This window comes from Shewanella ulleungensis, assembly GCF_014648315.1.
GTDB lineage: Bacteria > Pseudomonadota > Gammaproteobacteria > Enterobacterales > Shewanellaceae > Shewanella > Shewanella ulleungensis.
On record NZ_BMQW01000004.1, the window covers coordinates 46137 to 68252 of the forward strand.

20 protein-coding genes are annotated in these 22116 nt (G+C 41.4%); 7 read left to right on the forward strand and 13 right to left on the reverse strand.

Annotation, left to right across the window (positions count from 1 at the left end; translation table 11 throughout):
* Positions 1-794 precede the first annotated feature (794 nt).
* The 11 genes from IEY40_RS09140 to IEY40_RS09190 form a co-directional block, all read right to left on the reverse strand.
* The gene (locus IEY40_RS09140) at positions 795-2537 is read right to left on the reverse strand and encodes a sugar phosphorylase (RefSeq protein WP_188955423.1); all 1743 of its coding nucleotides are present in this window, start codon (positions 2535-2537) and stop codon (positions 795-797) included.
* 38 nt (positions 2538-2575) lie between these two features.
* A complete protein-coding gene (locus IEY40_RS09145) occupies positions 2576-3796 on the reverse strand; it encodes a glycosyltransferase family protein (protein WP_188955425.1) in 1221 nt (406 codons plus the stop codon).
* A 1-nt stretch (position 3797) separates the two neighbouring features.
* Positions 3798-4655, reverse strand: a complete 858-nt coding sequence (locus IEY40_RS09150; RefSeq protein ID WP_188955427.1) for an HAD-IIB family hydrolase — start codon at positions 4653-4655, stop codon at positions 3798-3800.
* 452 nt (positions 4656-5107) lie between these two features.
* Entirely contained in the window at positions 5108-5530 is a 423-nt protein-coding gene (ruvX, locus tag IEY40_RS09155; protein ID WP_188955429.1) for a Holliday junction resolvase RuvX, read from the reverse strand.
* A 135-nt stretch (positions 5531-5665) separates the two neighbouring features.
* Positions 5666-6226, reverse strand: coding sequence for a YqgE/AlgH family protein (locus IEY40_RS09160; RefSeq protein WP_188955431.1), 561 nt, complete (start codon positions 6224-6226; stop codon positions 5666-5668).
* A gap of 28 nt (positions 6227-6254) precedes the next feature.
* Complete coding sequence (gene yciH / locus IEY40_RS09165) at positions 6255-6584, reverse strand: stress response translation initiation inhibitor YciH (RefSeq protein ID WP_188955433.1); 330 nt, start codon at positions 6582-6584, stop codon at positions 6255-6257.
* 239 nt (positions 6585-6823) lie between these two features.
* A complete protein-coding gene (gene hemH, locus IEY40_RS09170; RefSeq protein ID WP_188955435.1) occupies positions 6824-7837 on the reverse strand; it encodes a ferrochelatase in 1014 nt (337 codons plus the stop codon).
* A 182-nt stretch (positions 7838-8019) separates the two neighbouring features.
* A complete protein-coding gene (locus tag IEY40_RS09175) occupies positions 8020-8553 on the reverse strand; it encodes a glutathione peroxidase (protein WP_188955437.1) in 534 nt (177 codons plus the stop codon).
* A 110-nt stretch (positions 8554-8663) separates the two neighbouring features.
* Positions 8664-9764 carry a putative porin gene (locus IEY40_RS09180; RefSeq protein ID WP_188955439.1) on the reverse strand — a complete coding sequence of 367 codons (1101 nt, stop codon included), beginning with the start codon at positions 9762-9764 and terminating at the stop codon, positions 8664-8666.
* Positions 9765-9926: 162 nt separating this feature from the next.
* The gene (locus tag IEY40_RS09185; RefSeq protein ID WP_188955441.1) at positions 9927-11039 is read right to left on the reverse strand and encodes a PilT/PilU family type 4a pilus ATPase; all 1113 of its coding nucleotides are present in this window, start codon (positions 11037-11039) and stop codon (positions 9927-9929) included.
* Positions 11040-11050: 11 nt separating this feature from the next.
* Positions 11051-12088 (reverse strand): type IV pilus twitching motility protein PilT, encoded by a 1038-nt coding sequence (locus IEY40_RS09190; RefSeq protein WP_188955443.1) that lies wholly within the window; start codon positions 12086-12088, stop codon positions 11051-11053.
* Positions 12089-12115: 27 nt separating this feature from the next.
* Here IEY40_RS09190 and IEY40_RS09195 point away from each other — a divergent pair, with 27 nt between their 5' ends.
* The 7 genes from IEY40_RS09195 to IEY40_RS09225 all read left to right on the forward strand — a co-directional run bounded on the left by IEY40_RS09195 (position 12116) and on the right by IEY40_RS09225 (position 19271).
* Positions 12116-12802, forward strand: a complete 687-nt coding sequence (locus tag IEY40_RS09195; RefSeq protein WP_188955445.1) for a YggS family pyridoxal phosphate-dependent enzyme — start codon at positions 12116-12118, stop codon at positions 12800-12802.
* 309 nt (positions 12803-13111) lie between these two features.
* Positions 13112-13930 carry a pyrroline-5-carboxylate reductase gene (gene proC / locus IEY40_RS09200; protein ID WP_188955447.1) on the forward strand — a complete coding sequence of 273 codons (819 nt, stop codon included), beginning with the start codon at positions 13112-13114 and terminating at the stop codon, positions 13928-13930.
* 158 nt (positions 13931-14088) lie between these two features.
* Positions 14089-14637 carry a YggT family protein gene (locus tag IEY40_RS09205; protein ID WP_188955449.1) on the forward strand — a complete coding sequence of 183 codons (549 nt, stop codon included), beginning with the start codon at positions 14089-14091 and terminating at the stop codon, positions 14635-14637.
* A gap of 107 nt (positions 14638-14744) precedes the next feature.
* Positions 14745-15200, forward strand: a complete 456-nt coding sequence (locus IEY40_RS09210; RefSeq protein WP_188955452.1) for a DUF4426 domain-containing protein — start codon at positions 14745-14747, stop codon at positions 15198-15200.
* A 249-nt stretch (positions 15201-15449) separates the two neighbouring features.
* A complete protein-coding gene (rdgB, locus tag IEY40_RS09215) occupies positions 15450-16082 on the forward strand; it encodes an RdgB/HAM1 family non-canonical purine NTP pyrophosphatase (RefSeq protein WP_188956001.1) in 633 nt (210 codons plus the stop codon).
* On the forward strand, positions 16083-17222 hold the full coding sequence (hemW, locus tag IEY40_RS09220) for a radical SAM family heme chaperone HemW (RefSeq protein ID WP_188955454.1): 1140 nt from the start codon (positions 16083-16085) through the stop codon (positions 17220-17222).
* A 195-nt stretch (positions 17223-17417) separates the two neighbouring features.
* Entirely contained in the window at positions 17418-19271 is a 1854-nt protein-coding gene (locus IEY40_RS09225) for a DUF885 domain-containing protein (protein WP_188955456.1), read from the forward strand.
* A 481-nt stretch (positions 19272-19752) separates the two neighbouring features.
* Here the strand turns inward: IEY40_RS09225 and IEY40_RS09230 are convergent, their stop codons facing one another.
* Positions 19753-20694 carry a LysR family transcriptional regulator gene (locus IEY40_RS09230; protein ID WP_160053103.1) on the reverse strand — a complete coding sequence of 314 codons (942 nt, stop codon included), beginning with the start codon at positions 20692-20694 and terminating at the stop codon, positions 19753-19755.
* A gap of 427 nt (positions 20695-21121) precedes the next feature.
* Positions 21122-21934 (reverse strand): YggN family protein, encoded by an 813-nt coding sequence (locus IEY40_RS09235; protein WP_188955458.1) that lies wholly within the window; start codon positions 21932-21934, stop codon positions 21122-21124.
* Positions 21935-22116 lie beyond the last annotated feature (182 nt).

Here is a 22116-nt window from a genome sequence, read left to right on the forward strand (position 1 = left end):
CCGGCTCAAAAGCATTGCCGGAATGACGGAGTAGTGGGCGTTATTTGAATACTCCAACTTCACGTCATCCCTAAAATGCTTGTATTGTGGACCCAGGTGTTGCTCTACCGCACGTCATCCTCAAATGCTTGTATTGGTGACCCAGGTGTTGCTCTCCGCACGTCATCCCTGAGTGCTTGTATCAGGGATCCAGGTGTTTCTTATGACTTAGATTTTAGGTCATAAGTTTTAAGATCTAAAACATAAGAGCTAACACCTGGATTCCGGCTCAACAGCATTGCCGGAACGACGGAGTAGTGGGCGTTATTTGAATACTCAACAGCATGTCATCCTCAAATGCTTGTATTGTGGACCCAGGTGTTGCTCTACCGCACGTCATCCCTGAGTGCTTGTATCAGGGATCCAGGTGTTTCTGTTGACTTAGATTTTAGGTCATAAGTCTTAAGTTTTAAGATCTAACACGTAAGAGCTAATACCTGGATTCCGGCTCAACAGCATTGCCGGAACGACGTAGTAGTGGGCGTTATTTGAATAATCAACAGCATGTCATCCTCAAATGTTTTTATTTGAGATCCTGATATTGCTCCAACCGCACGTCATCCTCGAGTGCTTTTATCGGGGATCCAGGTGTTTCTGTTGACTTAAATTTCAGACTTTAGGCCTTAAAATTAAACACGAAAGAGCTAACACCTGGATTCCGGCTTTAACAGCGTTACCGGAATGACGTAATAGCGTAGCGTCCTAGCAGTGACGAAGTCACACCCTAGAACCTAGCACCTAGACCCTTTTAGTGACTAGGCTTTATTACTGATCCACACGGTTTGGTATGGCTGCAGTTGTATTGTTTTGGTGATGTCTTCAATTTGAATCCCTGTCAGTAAATCGACCCAGTATTCTGAAATCACTAGATTTAATTCGTTAATAGGTAAGTCGGTAACCTGGTCTGACACATTACTGATACAAAAAATACTTTGTTTGCGGTTACGGCTTTGTCGCCAAAAACCAAACAGTTGCAGGCCTAGGTGTAAGGTGAATTGAGTTGCATTTGGGTGGAATGCAATTTGTTGAGTACGGATATTAATCAGTTTTGTCATCGCGGACAGGACTTGGCTATGAGTGCTTTGTGCGTCACTTAGCTGTTGTTTTAAACTTTCTAACACCCAGCGATGGCGGTTGATGGCTCTGTTATGTGAAGTATTGGCGAGCTTTTCATAATCATTACGTGTGCCAAGTAAACTGTGTATGTATATCCCAGGTATCCCCTCAAGCGCTAGCATGATGCTATGGGCGCACATAAATCGTTGCATGCCCCATAAATCTTTACCTTTTGTAGTGCCTTGCAGTGCATCGTAAAGCGCTATGTTCATCTCATACGGTTTTTGCTCACCCGTTTCGGTAGTTCGCGCTGATATTTGTCCGCCAAACTGCTTCATGGTGTCGACGAGTGTTTGAATTTCATCGTCATCTAATAATCCTTCAACCGGACGTAAACCGACACCGTCATGCGAGGCGATAAAGTTAAAATATGTAGTGCCATCTTGTGCTGGCGGCATACTCATTAGCCAGCGTTTTAAATACAAACAACTGCCAGTAATTAAGGTATTAATGAGTAATGGGGGTAACGAAAAATTATAAATACAGTGGGCTTCGTTGGCATTGCCAAAATACGTTAAATTTTGTGTGTTAGGAATATTAGTTTCGGTGATGATCATCGCATCGTTTTGCGCATGCTCAATTAGAGTACGCAGTAAACGAATAACCTCGTGAGTTTGTGGCAAGTTAATTGATTTACTGCCAACCACTTTCCATAAAAATGCCACTGCATCTAACCTAAAGATACTGACACCCGCATCCAGGTATTGACGAATAATCGTCACAAATTCGATTAATACTTTAGGGTTTCTAAAATCAAAGTCGACCTGATCGTGGCTAAAGGTAGACCACACATATTGTGTTCCACTTGGGGTTTCTGTTGGTCTTAGCAGTGCCGATGTGCGCGGTCTAACAACATCTGACAAATCATCGCTTGATTGTGCTGTAAAGAAGTAATCATGACCTGGGCCATCGCCTTTGCAGAAATTTTCAAACCATAAACTTCGGCTTGAGCAATGATTAATGACTAAATCAGACATTAGTCGACGCTTACTGGCGATAGCACTAATATCGGCCCAGTCCCCTAAACTCTCGTTGACACTGGAGTAATCGATAACGGCAAAACCATCGTCGGAGCTATAAGGAAAAAATGGCAAAATATGTACGCCATTGATACAGCCTACATAGCTGTCGATAAACTGTGACAATGTAGTCAGTGGCCGTTCACCTTGCTGTAAAACACTGTCACCGTATGTAATCATGATGGTATCTTTTTCAGACCAATGATTTGCAAATGGTTCTGGGATTTGGCTGAACTCGGTAATTCTCATTATTTCGATGAGCCTTTGCGCCAATGTGACTATTGATATGTCGAGATCAATGTCTTTATAAATACACTCAAGTTGATGTTGCAGTTTTTGCTGTAGTCCATCCATTACTGACATAGAAAGCCCTTTCAATTGTTGCGTAAAGGAGTAAATACTTAACTAAACTCGGCGTTATCAGCTTCAACTGCTGCTTTAAGTTGCTCAAGTACATCTGGCATAGCGCTCACCACTCTGCTCCAGGTCGGCATAAATGGTGTTTCCATTGGGTTATCTAAAAAACGCTGCCCTGCGGTCACAATATTTTGCGCGAACATTTCAACGGCCTTTTCCTCTAGATGAATATCTGTGGTTAAGCCATTCATTAACGCATCATTATGATAGGTTTCAACATAATCGAGTGCCACACGATAGTAAGTCGCTTTTAGCGTGCGAAATGACTCTGTGCTAAAAGTTTCTCCCTGGGTCGCCAATTTACGGAAAAATGCTTTAGTGATATCAATCGACATTTTGGACAAACCCGCCTCTTCGTTGTCGAGTGATAAGTCTTGATGCTTGTGATCGTAATTGTCGGCAATATCCACCTGACAAATGCGATTATGGGCATAGTTGCGCTGCATTTCAGACAGCACGCCTATTTCTAAGCCCCAATCACTGGGGATGCGTAAATCGGTCAGCACATCGCGTCTAAAGGAAAACTCTCCTGCTAATGGATAACGAAAGCTATCCATATATTCTAGGTATTCATTGTAACCCACTACTTTTTTAAGTGCTTTAATCAACGGTGTAACTAATAAACGAGAGACTCGACCATTAATTTTGCCATCGGATAATCTGGCGTAATAGCCTTTACTAAAGGCATAGTTAAACTGTGGATTAGCAACAGGATAGAGCAATCTCGCTAAAAGTGACTTTTCGTAGGTAACGATATCACAGTCGTGTAAGGCTACAGATTCTGACTTTCCAGAGGCTAAAATATAGCCCATGCAATACCACACATTACGGCCTTTACCCAATTCAGTCGGTGCCAACCCGAGCTTTTGCAATTTAGCGTCTAATGCTTGTAAACGCGGACCATCGTTCCATAAAATACGGTGATGTTGCGGCAAATCGCCAAAAAAGTTTAGTGCGTGTTTGTATTGCGCTTCATCGGCACGGTCTAAGCCAATGACAATTTCTGACAAGTAGGGAACTTCTTTAAGGTTAGCTACAATGCCTTTTAACGCATCACCTTCTAACTCTGAAAATAATGACGGTAATATAAGCCCTAGTGGACGTGTTTTTGAAAATTTTAATAAGTCTTGCTCGAGTTCTTCGTGAGTTCGGCGGGTTAAGTTGTGCATTGTGGTGACAATGCCATTTTGGTAAAAATCGGCCATATTAAACGCCTCCTAAAGACATTGATTTCGACGTAGTTGCCTGTGTCGATGTTAATAACGTCGCGGTGATACATTCAGCCCAACCTTTGGGTCCGCATTCTTGGCTTTTTATGGTGTGTTTTTTATTTAACACAGGAAACTCATGAGTTGGCGATTTGATTTGAATCGCGATATCAGCAGCCTCTAGCATGGCACTGTCGTTGCCACTGTCACCTAAAGCTATTGTGGTTACCTTACTTTGGTACTGCTTCTCATATATTTGAGCAAGCCAGTTCATTGCTTTGCCCTTATCGCTTTCACCGCCTACGTGTAAAAAACGCCCACCTTGGAGCATATGTGCACCTAAGGATGTCATGTGTTCAATAAATTCTTGTTTACGCCCTTCATCGCCTTGCCACAACAATGGCTCCGAATAGTGTCTAAGTAATGCTAGACGCGCTTTGTCGGGGGCTAAATCTGTAACTTCACATAACTCTTCAACAGTGAATGATGAAAAACCTACATATTCATCTTCAAACTCAACCGCTTGCTTCGCTAAAAGCTCAAGCCAATGCTCACGTGGTGGGCAAAATTCTTTAATCCAGTAATAACCTTGTTCAAATGTGTCTTGAGGTTGCTCATCAAAATATCCAATAGGAATATAAATAACTGCACCATTTTCAGAAATAAACGGGGAGTTTATGCCAATGGTTTGCTGCAACTTTTCCATTTCTGCAAAGGTTTTACTGGTATTGGCGATAATGGGAATATGACGTTCATTGAGCGCTTCAATCACTTCAATGGCATGATTAAAACTGTAATCAAAGTGGTCCAGTAATGTTCCGTCAATGTCAGTGAAAATGAGTGGTCTGGTTGTCATATCATGTCCCTTTAAAGTTAAAACGGGGTAAAGCATCAGAAACGTTTGAGCAGTCACTTTATGCTTTATTGCTAACAGTATAGATTCAGAAAATGTGCCAGTGCCGAAAACAATGCCCCGAAATGGAACAAACCTATCATTAACCACTGAATTTAATGCTTTTTTAAATAACTAAGATTTAAGGTTGATAGATATTCATCTATACAAAACTTGTTATAAACGTGCAACAAATCGACCGAAATGCACCATGTTGGTGCAAGAAGCTGTTTTGATAGTCACTGATAAAAATCATTGAAGGGGCTAAAATTTAAAGATAACAAACGATATGAGTGATAAAAATGGAGATCTGAAAACAGAAGTACTTAATAAGTGAAAATAAGATCAACAGACCTTAATTGTGTATCCCCAATAACGGCACTTGGGGATAGAGGATTAAACAACTTGAAAGTTAACTATTCATATTGATTTTCAAAGTAGCTTTCGATAATCAATACTGCAGAAACTGCATCAACCTGCCCTTTTGTTAGCGCTTTAAAACCGCCTAACTCAAATAATCTCGCTTTAGCATCTGCGGTTGTGAGACGTTCATCTTGAGTCGCAATTTTAACCCCAAAACGTCCATTGATTCGGTTAGCAAATTTTCGTGCTCTTTGGGTCATTTCTTGTTCAGTGCCGTCCATATTTAACGGTAGACCGACTACGACTAAGTCTGGTTGCCATTCTTTTAGCAGTTTTTCGATATCATCCCAATTAGGAATTCCGTCAACGGCTTTAATCGACAAAAGCGGGGTCGCGCTTGCTGTAATGGCTTGACCAATGGCGACACCAATACTTTTGGTGCCATAATCAAACCCTAAAACCGTTTGTGATTGCATGTATTTCTCTTTATTTTGTCTTTAGGTGTTAGGTTTTAGGAACTCGCCAGAGAGCGGACTTCGTCCTTCTAGGTTCTAGGTTCTAGGTTCTAGGTTCTAGCAGCGTCATAGTCCTAAAGCGCAGCGATACTATTATTAAGCATGTCCTACTTGACTCGACATTTGCCAAAAATTGAACCCTAATGTTTGGGTGGCATTTTGCCAAAGCTGCTCATGATCAACGTTGAACAGTAATTCAGGCGAAGCTTTAATGGTTAACCAGGTATTGTCGGCTAATTCTTGTTCTAATTGATCTTTACCCCAACCGGCATAACCCAAGGCAATAATAAAGTTGTCAGGAGATTTGCCAATAGCAATCGAACTTAGAATGTCACGAGAAGAGGTAAGCATTGAGTACTCACTGATCTCAACGCTATTAATCCAATTTTTCTGCGGCGTATGTAATACAAAGCCTCGATCGGGAGAAACAGGTCCACCCACAAGCACTTCTTCATTAATGGAAAACATTTGCTCTGCAGAGGGATGAAGATCCATTTGGTCGAGTAACTCTTCAACATCAACACCTATAGGTCGATTGACCATAATGCCCATCGCGCCTTTGTCGTCGTGTTCACAAATATAAATCACTGAACGTTCAAAAAATGTGTCATCTAATGACGGCATCGCAATTAAAAAGTGATCTTTCAAGCTATCCATATGCTCTCCCAAGTCGTGTTGTTAGCGTTTATCCACCCGCTAATTTCACGGTGAAATTCAATTTCTCTAATATGGATTTTACCAGTTCGCGATTGTCTGTTTGTACTTCAATGTTGAAGTCTTTCACTGTACCACCACAGCCACATTGTTTCTTGAGTTTTTGTGCTAATTCTTTTAGGGCTTTCTCGTCCAGCGCAAGGCCTTTTATCACACTCACCCCCTTGCCCTTTCTACCTTTACTGTCTTTATGAATGCGAACAATACCATTGCCAGCTGGCACTTCAGCTTGAGCTTTAGGTTCGTCGATGCGACCTTTATCAGTACTGTAAACGAGGGTGATATTAGGATCTATTCTCATAACATTTCTTTTCAATGACCATGAGTTAAGTTTAGCAAATCGTAAAAGCTGAGGCGAGGATATAAAATGAAAAGCCTAGTATCGAGGACACTAAGCTAGTAGAAAGACCTGCGGTATCGAGAGCTCTACGCTTCTAGGTTCTAGTTTCTAGGTCCTAGCAGTGACAGAGTCACGCCCTAGAAGCGAGCGCCCTAGCAGGACGTAGTCCGCCCTCTGGCGAGCTTGCGAGTTCCTAGGACCTAAATGAAAGGTTTAACCAAACTTGCCATCATATTGATATGGTCATCGTTGTCATTTAGGCATTCGATATAACGGAAGTTTTTACCACCAGCATCTTCAAAGACATGACGATTCTCGCCTTTAATCTCTTCTAGTGTTTCTAAACAGTCTGCACTGAACGCCGGGCAAATCACCGCGATATCAGTGACGCCTTTTTCTGGCAGGCTGCCTATAGTCATATCTGTATAGGGTTGTAACCATTTTGCTTTACCAAAGCGCGATTGGAAGGTAGCCACATAATCGTCTTCACTTAACCCAAGCTTTTCAACAACTAAACGAGTCGTTTTCATGCAAAAGCAATAATATGGATCGCCTAGATGTAAGTTACGCTCTGGCATACCATGATACGACATCACTAACTTTTGCGGCTTGCCATTTAACTCAAAGTCTTTTTGAATTGAGGCAGCAATAGCATCGATAAAATCGGGATTATCATGATAAGTATTAATGAAATGAAGTGCGGGTAAATAACGCCACTTCATCATTTCTTTTGCAAGAGCATCAAAAGCTGAGCCTGTAGTTGGTGCTGCATATTGTGGATACAAAGGCAGTACCACCAGGTTATCAATACCTTGCTTGTGCATGGTTTGCAGCGTTGTCGCAACAGACGGTGAACCATAACGCATGGCTAGATGCACACTCACATCATGACCTTCTGCTTGCAGCTGGTTTGCTAATTTGGTTTGTTGACGTTGGCTTATATCAAGTAATGGTGAACCCGCGTCAGTCCACACTTGTTGATATAACGCCGCCGATTTAGCTGGGCGAATACGTAAAATAATGCCATGGAGGATTAACATCCACACCAATTTTGGAATTTCAACCACACGAGGATCTGACAAAAACTCAGCTAAATAGGTGCGTACTGCTGATGCTGTTGGCGCATCTGGTGTGCCTAGATTCATGATCAACACGCCAGTTTTACCACGAGCTTTATGACCAGTGTCTTTATCTAACCCTGAAAATCTAGCCAAAATATCTTCTCCGTAATCAGTCAAGGTGCCTGTGCAATGTAAGATAAGCAACGGTGTGATTACCTGTAAAGCAAAGGCTAAATAGCTACTATAGTGAGTATTGTATCTTATTCTTTAAAAACAAAAAGAGCGCTAGTTATCGATTTTGATCGTCTTTAGCGCTCTATTGATAGTGCTTCTGTTTATAATACAGACTCTATCGCTTTTTTCATTTCTTCGCTGTCTGGTTTTACCCGCGAGTTAAATTGTTGCACGCTTTGACCATCGCCAGAAACTAAGTATTTATAAAAATTCCATTTAGGTGAGTCGCTTTTGTCGCCAAGATATTTAAACACTGAATTAGCATTATCACCTCTTACTGGCGATGTTGCTACCATGGTAAAGCTAACACCATAATTAATAAAGCAAACATCTGCGGTTTTCGCTTCATCTTTTTCTTCTTGGAAAAAATCATCAGAGGGAAAACCAATCACGACTAAACCTTTATCGGCGTATTGCTTGTGCAGTGCTTCTAATGCTTCAAATTGCGGCGTAAATCCACAGTTTGATGCGGTGTTTACAATTAATACTGGCTTACCTTGGGTCAGCTCGCACAAATTGACATTTTCTTTTGAGTGTAATTTACGCGCGTCAACATTAAGGTATTCTGGACAGCTTGCCGCTGACGCACCAAGACTACCGGTTAATAGAACGATTGCTGTTATGTATTTTATCATTTTGCCAGTCCTTTACACCCAATAAAAAAGGTATTGATAATCAACTTATCAATACCTTAGCAGATTTCAATCAACAGTACGTATTATGGCAATGTTAAGATCATTTACGTCTAGAAATAAAAACCAACATTGATGTTTAAGCGTGAATGCCAAGAAGTATCACCGTTGTCGATACCAACTCCTGGACCATTAACAAAATACATGTTTTTACCAGCAATCCAGTCCACATAAGAATACAGTTTACCCGCAGTGATAGCACAACCGGTTACGTTTTGAATTGAGTCATCTAAGCCTTGACCAGATGCCATCACTTGGCTGTAATCGTTATAACAGCTTAATTGGGTAATTGGTCCCCAATTAACATCAAACGACTTAGCAATGTTAACGATTGCCACATCAGCTTCAGCAGCTATATCAGATTGATACTGGAAAGCGCCAATCGCTACACGGTTGCTGTCTACGTCATAGTCGTAATGCATATATTGAACTTGTAATTGCCATTTTTGCCAGTCGGCTTGCCAATGTGCAGCAGCAGCAATGCTGTCTGAGTCTTCACCATTGACGTTTGCTGCATCGGCCACAAAATCCAACTGACTAAACTGAAGCGAACCACCTAACTTATGAGTCACCTCACCGGTGGTAAATTCACGTTCAATACGTGCATTTACTTGGCCAGATTCTTCGTATGGCGAATCACCGGTAGTTGCTACGTCAAACGAGTAACGATCATAACGTGATCCATTAGCATATTCATCATTAGCAAAATACGCTAAGTCATAACGCCAGCCATTTTGTTCATTTTTATAATGCACACCTGCATCGTAATCATCTTCGAAACCAAGATAATAAGCAGCGCTAAACCAAAATGAATGCGCGACATAAGGCAATAAACCAAATGGCACTTGAGTAACGCCGACTTGCACAGACTGCGCTTCATCAAACTGATAACCCATGTAGGCATGATGGATAACATCCATATCCTGGTACCAACGGTATTGGGCTGATGCAAATAGACCGTCTTTAGCTTTGTAGTTCACGTCGGCACGGAATAGTTCAAACTCTAACTTTGCATCGTTATCATAGTCCTTCCAGCCGTAGTTAATTCTAACAGCGCCTCCAATATCAACTTCGTCTGTCACTTTTACAGCCATAGCTGAACAAGAGAATAAAATGAGTGACGATGAAAGTGTGACTTTTTGCCATAACTGCATGGAGTATCCTTGGAATAATGATGTAAAAATGAGTGTCAAAATAGAAAATAATATCGTTGTAAAAGCAACGAGCCGCGCATAATAACAAAAAAGGTCACAAGATGTTGCTTGTAACCTCTCTATTTTAACACTTTGAACAACTCTAGTGATTTAAATATAGAATTAATCCATGTCTAACGTAATGCCTTCCATTGACCCGGCTGAAGTAGCTTCGTTGCCTTGCAGTTTAATCATTAAGCGTAAATCATTTGGAGAGTCGGCGTGGTGCAATGCATCTGCGTAGCTAATTTCGCCTTCGAGGTATAAATCTAATAAGGCTTGGTCGAACGTTTGCATGCCCTGCTCACGAGATTTACCCATGGTTTCTTTAAGAAGATGCAATTCGTTTTTGGCAATCAAACTTGCAACACGCGGGGTGTTAATTAACACCTCAATAGCGGCTCGACGACCTGTACCATCAGATTTGGGAATAAGTTGTTGTGCGACAATACCACGCAGGTTTAATGATAAATCGAACAATAACTGATTATGCTTACTTTCTGGCACCAAATGCATAATACGGTCGAGTGCTTGGTTAGCGTTGTTGGCGTGTAAAGTTGCCATACATAAGTGACCTGTTTCAGCAAACGATAGTGCAAACTCCATGGTTTCTTGAGTTCGGATTTCACCAATTAAGATCACATCTGGCGCCTGGCGTAATGAACTTTTAAGTGCGGCATCAAACGAGTCGGTATCAATACCGACTTCTCGCTGAGTAATAATACTCTTGCGATGGTTATGCACAAATTCGACCGGGTCTTCAATCGTTAAAATATGCCCGCGAGCATGAGCATTGCGGTACCCCACAAGTGCTGCAAGTGAGGTTGATTTACCGGTACCAGTACCGCCTACCATAATAATCAAGCCACGTTTACTCATGACTAAATCTTTAAGAATGGCGGGGAGCTTTAAATCATCAACTTCTGGGATATTGGTTTCAATACGACGCATTACGCAGCCAGCAGATTCTCGTTGCCAAAAAGCGCTAACACGAAAACGCCCTAAATCTTTAGCGGCAAAAGCAAAGTTACATTCACTGCTTTCGTGAAATTCTTTTTTTTGCACATCGCTCATTAACGACTCAACAAATTCTAAAGACTGTTGCGGTGTTAATTTTGTTTCAGACAATTGACGTAATTCACCGTCAATTTTCGCGCTAGGCGGAAAACCCGCTGTGATAAATAAATCTGAGGCCTTTTTCTCGACCATAATATTTAAAAACGGACGAACATCCATGATCCTAATCCTTAAAAATTAGCTTGTTTATTCGAGCTCTTATGCATTGCATCTTCACGAGTTATAAGCCCGCGATTAACCAAGTTTTGTAAACATTGATCGAGTGTTTGCATACCATGCGCCATACCTGTCTGAATCGCAGAGTACATTTGCGCCACTTTATCTTCGCGGATAAGGTTTCGAATAGCTGGGGTACCCATCATAATTTCGTGCGCGGCCACTCGGCCACCACCGATTTTTTTAATCAAGGTTTGCGAAATTACTGCCTGTAGTGATTCTGATAGCATGGTTCGCACCATGCCTTTCTCGCCTTCAGGGAATACGTCGACAATACGGTCAATGGTTTTGGCGGCTGAGGTGGTGTGCAAAGTACCAAACACTAAGTGACCCGTTTCGGCTGCCGTCATCGCTAGGCGGATAGTTTCAAGGTCACGCATCTCACCGACAAGAATCACGTCAGGGTCTTCACGCAGTGCGCTTCGAAGTGCAGCGTTAAAGCTGTGAGTATGTTTATGCACTTCACGTTGGTTAACCAAACACTGTTTATTTTGGTGAACGAATTCGATTGGGTCTTCAATGGTCAAAATATGTTCGTGACGATTATCGTTGATGTAATCGACCATGGCTGCCAATGTGGTTGACTTACCTGAACCGGTAGGCCCGGTAACTAGTACTAAACCACGTGGGTAGCTGGATATTTTTTTAAAAATCTCTGGTGCGCCTAATTGCTCAAGCGACAATATGTCAGATGGAATGGTACGAAATACTGCACCAGCACCACGAGCTTGGTTAAAGGCGTTAACACGGAAACGCGCTAAGTTAGGCACCTCAAATGAAAAGTCGATTTCGAGGTGTTCTTCGTAGTCTTTTCGTTGTTTATCGTTCATGATGTCGTAAACAAGGCTATGAACACCTTGATGATCGAGCGCGGGTAAGTTAATTTTTCGTACTTCGCCGTCAACTCGGATCATGGGTGAAACACCCGCAGAAAGGTGTAGATCTGATGCTTTGTGTTTTACACTAAAAGCGAGTAATTCAGTGATTTCCATTGTAGAGACATCCATTTAACCAACATTATGACAACAATAGCAGACAGATTATCAATCGCCCAGAGCAGAATTAACCAAGCGGCGCAAAATTGTTCGCGATTACCTAGCGACATAAGCTTGCTTGCCGTGAGTAAAACGAAGCCAATCAACGACATTATCGCGGCATATGAGGCTGGACAACGTCAATTTGGTGAAAACTATGTCCAAGAAGGTGAAACAAAAATCACCGCACTTGCTGCCGATTATCCCGACATCGAATGGCATTTTATTGGCCCATTGCAGTCAAACAAAACAAAAATCGTCGCGGAACATTTTGATTGGATGCATACCGTCAGCCGCGACAAAATAGCCCAGCGCTTAAACGACCAGCGCCCTGACAGCAAATTACCGTTAAATGTTTGTATTCAGGTCAACATTAGTCAAGAAGACAGCAAGTCTGGCGTTGATGCTAATCAAGTTGCCACGTTAGCACTTACTATCAGCCAATTGCCTAATTTAACGCTGCGCGGCTTAATGGCAATCCCAACCGCAACAGACAATACCCAATTACAGCAACAAGAGTTTGCCAACCTTAAAGTGCTGTACGACCAACTAAAACTGCAATATCCCAGCATTGATACGTTATCGATGGGCATGAGCGGTGACATGGACATTGCCATTGCTAATGGTTCGACCATGGTACGAATCGGCAGTGCCATATTTGGTGAGAGATAAGCATAACGAAGACAGATTCTAGGTTCTAGGTTCTAGGTTCTAGGTTCTAGGTTCTAGCAGCGAAGCGTCCTAGCAGCGAAGCGTCCTAGCAGCGAAGCGTCCTAGCAGTGAAGCGTCCTAGCAGCGAAGCGTCCTAGCAGTGACGAAGTCACGCCCTAGCAGCGAAGCGTCCTAGCAGTGACGAAGTCACGCCCTAGCAGCGAAGCGTCCTAGCAGTGACGAAGTCACGCCCTAGCAGCGAAGCGTCCTTTTATGTAACATATATAACAACAGGACATAAATTCACTCTATCTATTGGATGTAATTGAAATGACTCAAGCAAAAGTATGTTTTATCGGTGCGGGCAACATGACTCGCAGTATTATTAGTGGCTTAGTCAAACATGGTTATCCAAGCGCCCTTATTCACGCAACCAATCCAAGTAAAGGCAAGCTTGATGCATTAAAGCAAGACTTTGCAATTGCAGTGTCACACGACAACGCTGCTGCTGCACAAGCTGCTGATGTCATTGTACTGAGTGTTAAACCACAATTGATGGAAACTGTTTGTGATGCTCTGAGCCACCTTGATTTAGCCAATAAGTTAATCATCACTATCGCTGCAGGTATCCCTGCTGCGCGTTATTCGCAATATCTTAAGCAACCTATTAAGCTTATTCGCACCATGCCAAACACACCCACTCAAATTGGTTACGGCATGACGGGTATTTATGCTGGAGATGATATTTCTGCTGAACATAAAGCCATTTGCGAAACCTTAATGCAAAGTGGTGGCAAAGTGGCATGGGTAGACAGTGAAGATGGCTTGAATCAAGTTATTGCACTGGCTGGCAGTTCACCAGCTTACTTCTTCTTATTTATCGAATCGATGATTGCATCGGGCGTAAACATGGGCATGGCCGAAGATAAAGCCAGATTACTTGCAGAACAAGCGGCACTTGGTGCGGCGCAAATGGTGATTCAAAACCAACAACTATCTGTGGCACAATTGCGTCAAAATGTGATGTCAAAAGGCGGCACAACAGCAAGAGCGGTAGAGACATTCCAGCAAGGCGACCTTGCAGGTTTAGTCGATAAAGCCATGAGCAATTGTGTGGCTCGTGCTGAAGAGATGGCGAAAACGTTTTAATGAACCACTAGGCTTAATAACATAGCGCTCAGATGAAAGATTATTTATCTCAGTGTAAAATGCTTAATGATAAGATTATGACATGTAGTGAGACTACAAAAGTGAAATAGGCAAATGAGCCTCATCCAATTCAATGATGTAAATGTAAGGCAATATTCATGAATGCAATGGTTTTCTTGATCAACACGGTGTTTGATTTATACCTTATGGTAGTCATTCTTCGATTTTGGTTACAACTGGCTAAAGCCGACTTTTATAATCCGTTCAGTCAATTTGTCGTCAAGGCGACTCAACCTATTGTCGCCCCAATGCGCCGAGTGCTTCCGTCAATAGGCAGTATCGATACCTCATCAATTTTATTGGCGCTTATCGTTGTCATCTTAAAAATGTTAGTGCTTACTTTCATTGCAGGGGCTGGCTTTGATATTTTAACCATTTTGCTATTTTCTGTGGTGTCTGTACTTAAAAATGCTGGCGTATTGCTGTTTTGGATGCTGCTTATCCGTGCAATTTTGAGTTGGTTTAATCAAGGTTATAACCCAGTCGTTATGATTATGACTCAATTAACAGAACCTATTTTAGCGCCTGTGCGTAAAATTTTACCATCGCTTGGCGGCTTAGATTTATCGGTACTGGTGGTGTTTATTGCGATGAACTTCTTAAACATGCTATTTGCGCAATACATTCCATTTTGGGCAATGATTTAAGCGATATCGCTCTTCATCATCTACGGAATAAAAAAGAGCAGCTAAGCGTTAATAGCTGCTCTTTTTAGCTCTACGGTCTATTACTAGACAATTTACAGGACTCTATTATGTTAAAATCACTGTTTAATCCACGTCATTTTATTACCGGCTTATTGTTATCTCTAGCCTGCATTGCGAGCGTTGCTAATGCTGAACAGAAACAACAAGTGGGGAATTTTGATATTCATTACATGGCTCTTAGCAGCACTTTTATTACTCCAGAGATAGCTAAAACCTATGGTATAGAGCGTAGTGGTTATAATGGATTAGTTAACATAACCGTATTAAATACCAACTTAGATGGCAATCCAGCTGTTGCAGTTGAGATATCGGGCATCGCCAACAATCTAATTGATGCGCGCATAACACTTGATTTTAAAGAAATTCGCGAAGGAGATGCAATTTACTATATTGCCGAAGTACCTTTCAGGGACGATCAAGAAGTCAATTTTGACATCGCGATTAAATATGCAAATCAGCTCAATACATCACTTAAGTTTAAGCAAAAATTCTATGTGGAATAATCAGACGCTTCGCTGCTAGGACAAGCTCAGTCTCGAGTAAGCTACGCTGCGAAAACCTAGTGACTAAATCTTAGCAGCACAGCTGTCCTTGCGACCCTAGCAGTGACGAAGTCATGCCCTAGAACCTAGCAGTGACAAAGTCACGCCCTAGCTCCAACACCTGACTGAAGAACCATAGTACATCGCAGCTTTGTTAGCGTATAATGTTGCAAATTTTTACCTTAGGTTGACCAATTCATGCAATCTCCAATTCAACACATCGTGCTTGCCAGTGGCAACAAAGGCAAACTTGCCGAATTTGCGCAAATGTTTACGACTTTTGGTATCGAAGTTTTGCCTCAAAATCAATTTAACGTGCCAGATGTTGCAGAAACCGGTACCACATTTGTAGAGAATGCCATTATTAAAGCGCGCCATGCTGCTGAAATAACCGGAAAACCTGCAATAGCAGATGATTCAGGTATTGAGGTTGATGCATTACAAGGACAACCAGGTATTTATTCGGCGCGCTATTCAGGCACAGGCGCTACAGAAACCAGTAATTACCTTAAGCTATTAGATGCACTAAAAGGTGAAACTCAGCGTTCTGCACGTTTTCAATGCATATTGGTGTATATGCGCCACGCTAAAGATCCTACGCCTATTATTTGCCAAGCTTCTTGGGAAGGCAGTATTAACTTAGCGCCAAAGGGGGAACAAGGCCATGGATACGATCCGGTATTTGTTCCACAGGGTTTTGATTGCAGTGCAGCTGAACTCACGAGTGAGCAAAAAAATGCCCACAGCCATCGCGGTAAAGCGCTTGAGCTGTTAATTAATGCCATGAGAGCACAGGGTGTTATTCAAACACAAAATCCACAAACAGTAGATGGCGGCCAATAAATGACCTTGCAACTGCCACCGTTAAGTTTGTATGTGCATATTCCATGGTGCGTACAGAAATGTCCTTATTGTGACTTTAATTCCCATGGCCAAAATGGCGAGCTACCACAACAAGAATATGTTGATGCATTGTTAGCCGATCTACAGGCAGATCTAGGTTATGTACAAGGCCGTAAAATACATACTATTTTTATCGGTGGTGGTACACCTTCCTTGTTTGATGCCAGCCAAATTCAGCGTTTTCTTGAGGGAGCTAATACATTAATTCCATTTGAAGATGACATTGAAATCACCATGGAAGCAAACCCAGGCACACTTGAACATGATGACTTTAGCGCTTATAGAGCCGCTGGCGTTACAAGGTTATCTATTGGAGTACAAAGTTTTTCTAAAGAAAAACTTAATTTACTTGGTCGTATCCATAACGAAGATGAAGCTAAGGTGGCGGCGCAAAAAGCCAAACAGGCTGACTACTTAAGTTTTAATCTCGACTTAATGCATGGCTTACCCAACCAAAGTTTTGCTGAAGCCATGCACGATATCGATACCGCGACAGCTTTAGCACCACCGCATCTATCCTGGTATCAACTCACTATTGAACCAAACACTTTGTTCCATTCAAAACCGCCACAACTTCCAGACGATGAAAACTTGTGGCAAATATATGAGCAAGGACAAAAAAAACTCGCCGCCTTAGGTTACGAACAATATGAAATTTCTGCTTATGCGAAACCTGGATATCAATGCCGACATAATTTGAATTATTGGCAATTTGGCGATTACTTAGGCGTAGGCTGTGGCGCACACGGTAAAATCACTTTACCTGAGCAAAACCGAATTATAAGAACGGTTAAAATTAAGCATCCTAAAGGCTATCTTGCCGCAAGCAATTACACGTTTGAAACTTCTGATGTGATTGAAGAAGATCGTCCCTTAGAGTATTTGATGAATCGTTTAAGGCTAATGACTCCCATTGCTAAAACAGAATTTGAGCAACGTACAGGGCAATCTGCAGAAATCGTTAAGCTTGGTATGAAAAAGTCGATAGACAGAGGCTTGCTCACTGAAACGGACACTCACTGGCAACTTACGCCAAAGGGCCACATGTTTGTTAATGACCTGCTGTCGCAATTTATTTAGCCCGTCTTTACTCATAATACCTTAAACAATGTGCCCTTTAGCAATCGCTTGGGCACATATCTTCTACCCATCTTTTTTGTATATCTCGCTAATTGCAGATAACAAAATACACACTTTCTAACATTTCAGTTAACACATTCAGTGAAAGCTTGATTAGGATATCACCCTATAATTGGGTACTTTAGGAAGATATCGATGTCCATCAAAACAAAAACCACTATCATTGCTGTGGCACTTTCAAGCTTATTCAGCTCTGCAACAATTGCACACTCGCACACCACTGCCTCATTAGATCAACAAGAAACTCAGGCAGTTGTTATGAATAGCGAGTCAGAAAAAGCCAACGCATTGTTTGAAGACATCTTCATGGAAAATGTCATGTCCAGCCCAGTCAATCAAACCTACCTGGGCATTAAAAAAGACTATGATAAATGGAATGATTTATCAGAAGCTGCAGCTGATGCAGACCTCGAACGCGCCAAAAAGCAACTTGCGCAATTAAATGCATTGGATGTAAAACAACTCGATGAGCAAACATCACTGAGTTTTGAGTTATTACATGCACGCCTAGAACAAGCTATTGCCGATGATAAATGGCGTTACCACACCTACCCTATGAACCAGATGTATGGTGTGCATTCAATGGTTGCAGCTATTCTTATCAATCAACATCAAATTACTGATGAAAGCGATGCTAAGGCTTATATTAGCCGTCTGAATGCTACTGAAACCTTGTTAGCTCAGCTAGAAACTGCATTAGAACTGCGTGCACAAAAACAGATTATAGCGCCTAAGTTTGTGTTTGCTTATGTGATGGCAGACAGTAAAAATATTATATCGGGTGTCCCGTTTACCGACACAGGCAAAGACAATGCACTTTGGGCTGATGCCAACCGTAAAATAGCTAAGCTCAATATCAGCGACGACAAAAAACAAGCCTTGTTAGCAGAAGTGAAACAAGCTTTGCTCACCAAAGTTAAACCCGCTTACGAGCAACTTATCAGTTACACCAAAACCTTAGAGGCGCGCGCTGATGATCGCGATGGCGCCTGGAAGTTGCCTAACGGTGAAGCGTTTTTTAATAATGCCCTTGCCCGCACTACCACGACCAACATGACAGCAAATGAGATCCACGATCTTGGATTGTCTGAAGTAAAGCGTATTCATGATGAAATGCGAGTCATTATGAAAAAAGTAAATTACTCAGGTACCTTGCCTGAATTCTTCACATTTATGCGTGATGATAAGCAGTTTTACTATCCGGACACCAAAGCAGGTCAGCAAGCTTATTTAACGGAAGCAAAAGCGTTAATCGATAACATGGAGTCTCGTTTAGACGAAGTATTCAAAGTTAAACCTAAAGCAGCTTTACTGGTTAAACAAGTTGAATCATTCCGCGAAAAGTCTGCTGGTAAAGCATTTTATGATCAACCCGCTCCAGATGGTTCACGCCCGGGCACCTATTACGCCAACTTATATAAAATGGCTGCCATGCCTAAGTACCAAATGGAAGCATTGGCATATCATGAGGGCATTCCTGGTCATCACATGCAAATAGCTAAAGCTCAAGAATTGCAAGGTATCCCTAAATTTCGGAAATTTAACGGATACACTGCCTATGTTGAAGGTTGGGGATTGTATTCGGAGTATTTCCCTAAAGAAATGGGCCTATATGCTGATCCGTATTCGGACTTCGGCCGATTATCAATGGAGTTATGGCGCGCCTGTCGTTTAGTCGTTGATACTGGTATTCACACTAAAAAATGGACCCGAGAACAAGCGATTGCTTACTACGTTGAAAACACGCCAAATGCCGAGTCTGATGCGATTAAAATGGTAGAGCGTCATATTGTGATGCCATCTCAAGCGACCGCATACAAAGTGGGAATGCTGAAAATTTTGTCACTTCGTGAACAGGCGAAAACACAGCTTGGTGATAAATTCGATATTCGTGAATTTCATAATGTGGTGCTAAGAAATGGTCCGTTGCCATTAGATGTACTCGAAGAGCAAGTCAACAAATGGGTTAAGCAAGTAAAAGCGGTATAAATCAGGCTTGGGAAGTAAACCACTCTCATATAAATTTTCATAACAAAAATGCAGTAACCTAGGTTGCTGCATTTTTTATTGAATTGAATACGAAATTAACACAAAAAAATAACCCCAGATCAATGTCTGGGGTAACCAAATAACTAGGATGATGGTTTGAAAGCCGACATAGTTTTAGTTTGAAAAAACAATTGTCAGCACTGATTCAAAATTCGCTTAGTTGCAGATTCGGGCCTCAACTGAAAAGGGGTCATTTCTCAGAAAACGCATATTCAAATCATTCTGAATCAACTGCCTTCTATTGTATTTAAATAAGAACAGAGTGCAATAACAAACGCATTGATATTCAGTAAGTCATTGATTAATCATCCGCTAAATAATTAAACAATGAAAAACCTAAACAATTGATAAATATGAGTTAAAAATAAAGCCGCAAGGTGAGTTGCGGCTTTGTTTTATTAAGTGAACAATGTTTCCATTTTTACTTACGAAGTTTGTATAAATGATCGAATTTCGCGTCCCAATATGGTGGGCTGCTGATGTGGGTTTTAATGAAATCAATAAATGCACTGACTTTAGGCGCTAAATGCTTACGGCGTGGATAAACCGCCTGTAATGGTAAATTATGCGTTAACTGCCAATCCGGTAGTAATGGTACTAAAGTGCCTTGAGCAATTTCATCTTCCATTAAGTAACTGGCAAGATACACAATACCTAGACCACTTACTGCAGCAGATTTAAGTGCTGGTGCATTATCAACACGGAAGTTACCCGAAACACCGATTTCGCAGTAATCTTCACCCTTTTTAAATTGCCACATGCTGTGTTCATGCCACTCGCCTTGATACACCAAACAATTGTGTTCAACTAACTGCTCAGGACGGCTGATATTTCCATGTTGGGCAATATAACCTGGTGATGCAACTAGCAAAAACTGACATTTCATTAAAGGTCTTGCAACCATACCTAACGGTAGTTGCTCAGACATAGTTAACAATAAATCTAACCCTTCACTGACAACGTCCACTTTATGGTCAAGTAGGCTTACTTGTAACTCAAGCTCTGGGTGACGAGCCATAAAGTCTGGTAATGCAGGAATGATATGCATGGTACCAAATGATTGTGAAATACCTACTTTCAACACACCACGGGTCGCGTCATTTAAGTTATGCACACTTGCAACGGCTTGCTCTGCATCGCGTAACAGTTCTTCACCTTGAAGGTACAATAAATTACCGGCTTCGGTCAGGCTTAAGCTACGAGTAGTACGTTGAATAAGCTGTACGCCAAGTTTGTGTTCAAGATCTGCGACTTGGGTACTGACTTTAGATTTAGAAATGCCAAGACGTCTGGCTGCAGCACTAAAACTTCCTGCTCGTGCAACGTGAGTAAAAATTGCGATAGGTTCTAACAGTTCTAACATGGAAGTCGCCTTAAACTGGTTACGACATTAATAAAATTCAGGTGCTTGTTGAATCCCAATATACGCAAGTCAATTGCTATCATTGAGTTAAACATTCACATCAACTCAGTCATATTTATCGAATTAGATTAAAAATAAACGGAAGTACAAGTAAAAGCTGTAATCCGACACTCATTTTTGTCATCGTTAAACATAACCGCATCTAAAGTAGAGTATATTTTTCTTATAATTTGAGAGAGTATAACAAAAAAACACTATATGGCTCTATATTTATAATTGACAATTTTTTTATCAGAACAAAGAAATTAAGCTATGGCAGGCAGATGGAAGGTTTAGGCGCATAAAAAAAGCCCCTGTGTCTTGAAAAAGAGCACAGGGGAAGTCAGGTGTCATATTAGGGAGACGGGTTGACTAAAATAGAACCTTTTTACTTGGCGGTCTCACCAAGCTTAGCTAACGTGTATGGCGCAAGTTCAGGGATAGCTTCCCGAGCTTGGCTTTCGAGCACTAATAACGTTGCAAAATTGTCACATACTGTTGTTGCTCGCGCCTCAAGCCCTTGAGATTGTGATTCAAGTTGCTTCTCTATATCGGTGCCTACATTGTCCATTTTTTGCGAAAATGCATTCATTTTCTCTTCAAAGGTCCCGCCTTCTGACGACATAATTTGACTGCCTAGGGTCATCATTAACGATCCCATTGAACTTGTTACCATTTGTTCAATCTCTTGCTCAAACTCTTTATTAAAGGTTTTCTCTATTGATGTTTCAGTTGAACCAAGATAAAACTTATCACCTTGTTGATATGCCATAGTATCGACACGCTTTTGAATACCGACCATTAACTTGTCGATATGCATACTTGCAGCGTCACCAAAAACAGGTGTCAGTGCCATATTGACGGCTTGAGTAGCAATGGATACCACATCACCCACTAAATCAATGACATCGGGCACCTGACGCGATAACTCTTCTGAATACTGGGTTAATAGTTTTTGCTGCTTATCATCTAAAGTCACTTTTTTGCCATCAACATACAGTTGGCCTAACTCAACACGGTACTTTTCATTACCATTATCACTCACCTGTAAAGTAGTCGGTTCCACGGTGACATCGTAGTTTAACGTGACATTACACTTTTCATCATTAAGTGACATTTTAGCCATAGCGGGTGTCCATGCACCTGCAGTAAACAACAAACTACTTAACGCTAAACCACAAATTAACTTTTGTTTGGTCATGATAAAAACCTTTTTGTATAAGAATATGAGTAATTGTTTAGATATGTTGATTACTAAGCACAAGTTGTGCCAATAACGCAACCCATTGATTAATATGAGATAAAATAATTTAGATGTATTCAGGTAGGAGGTAAAACATTCAATGACAGCAGTGTATTCGCAAAATAAACCAAAAAGTAGTC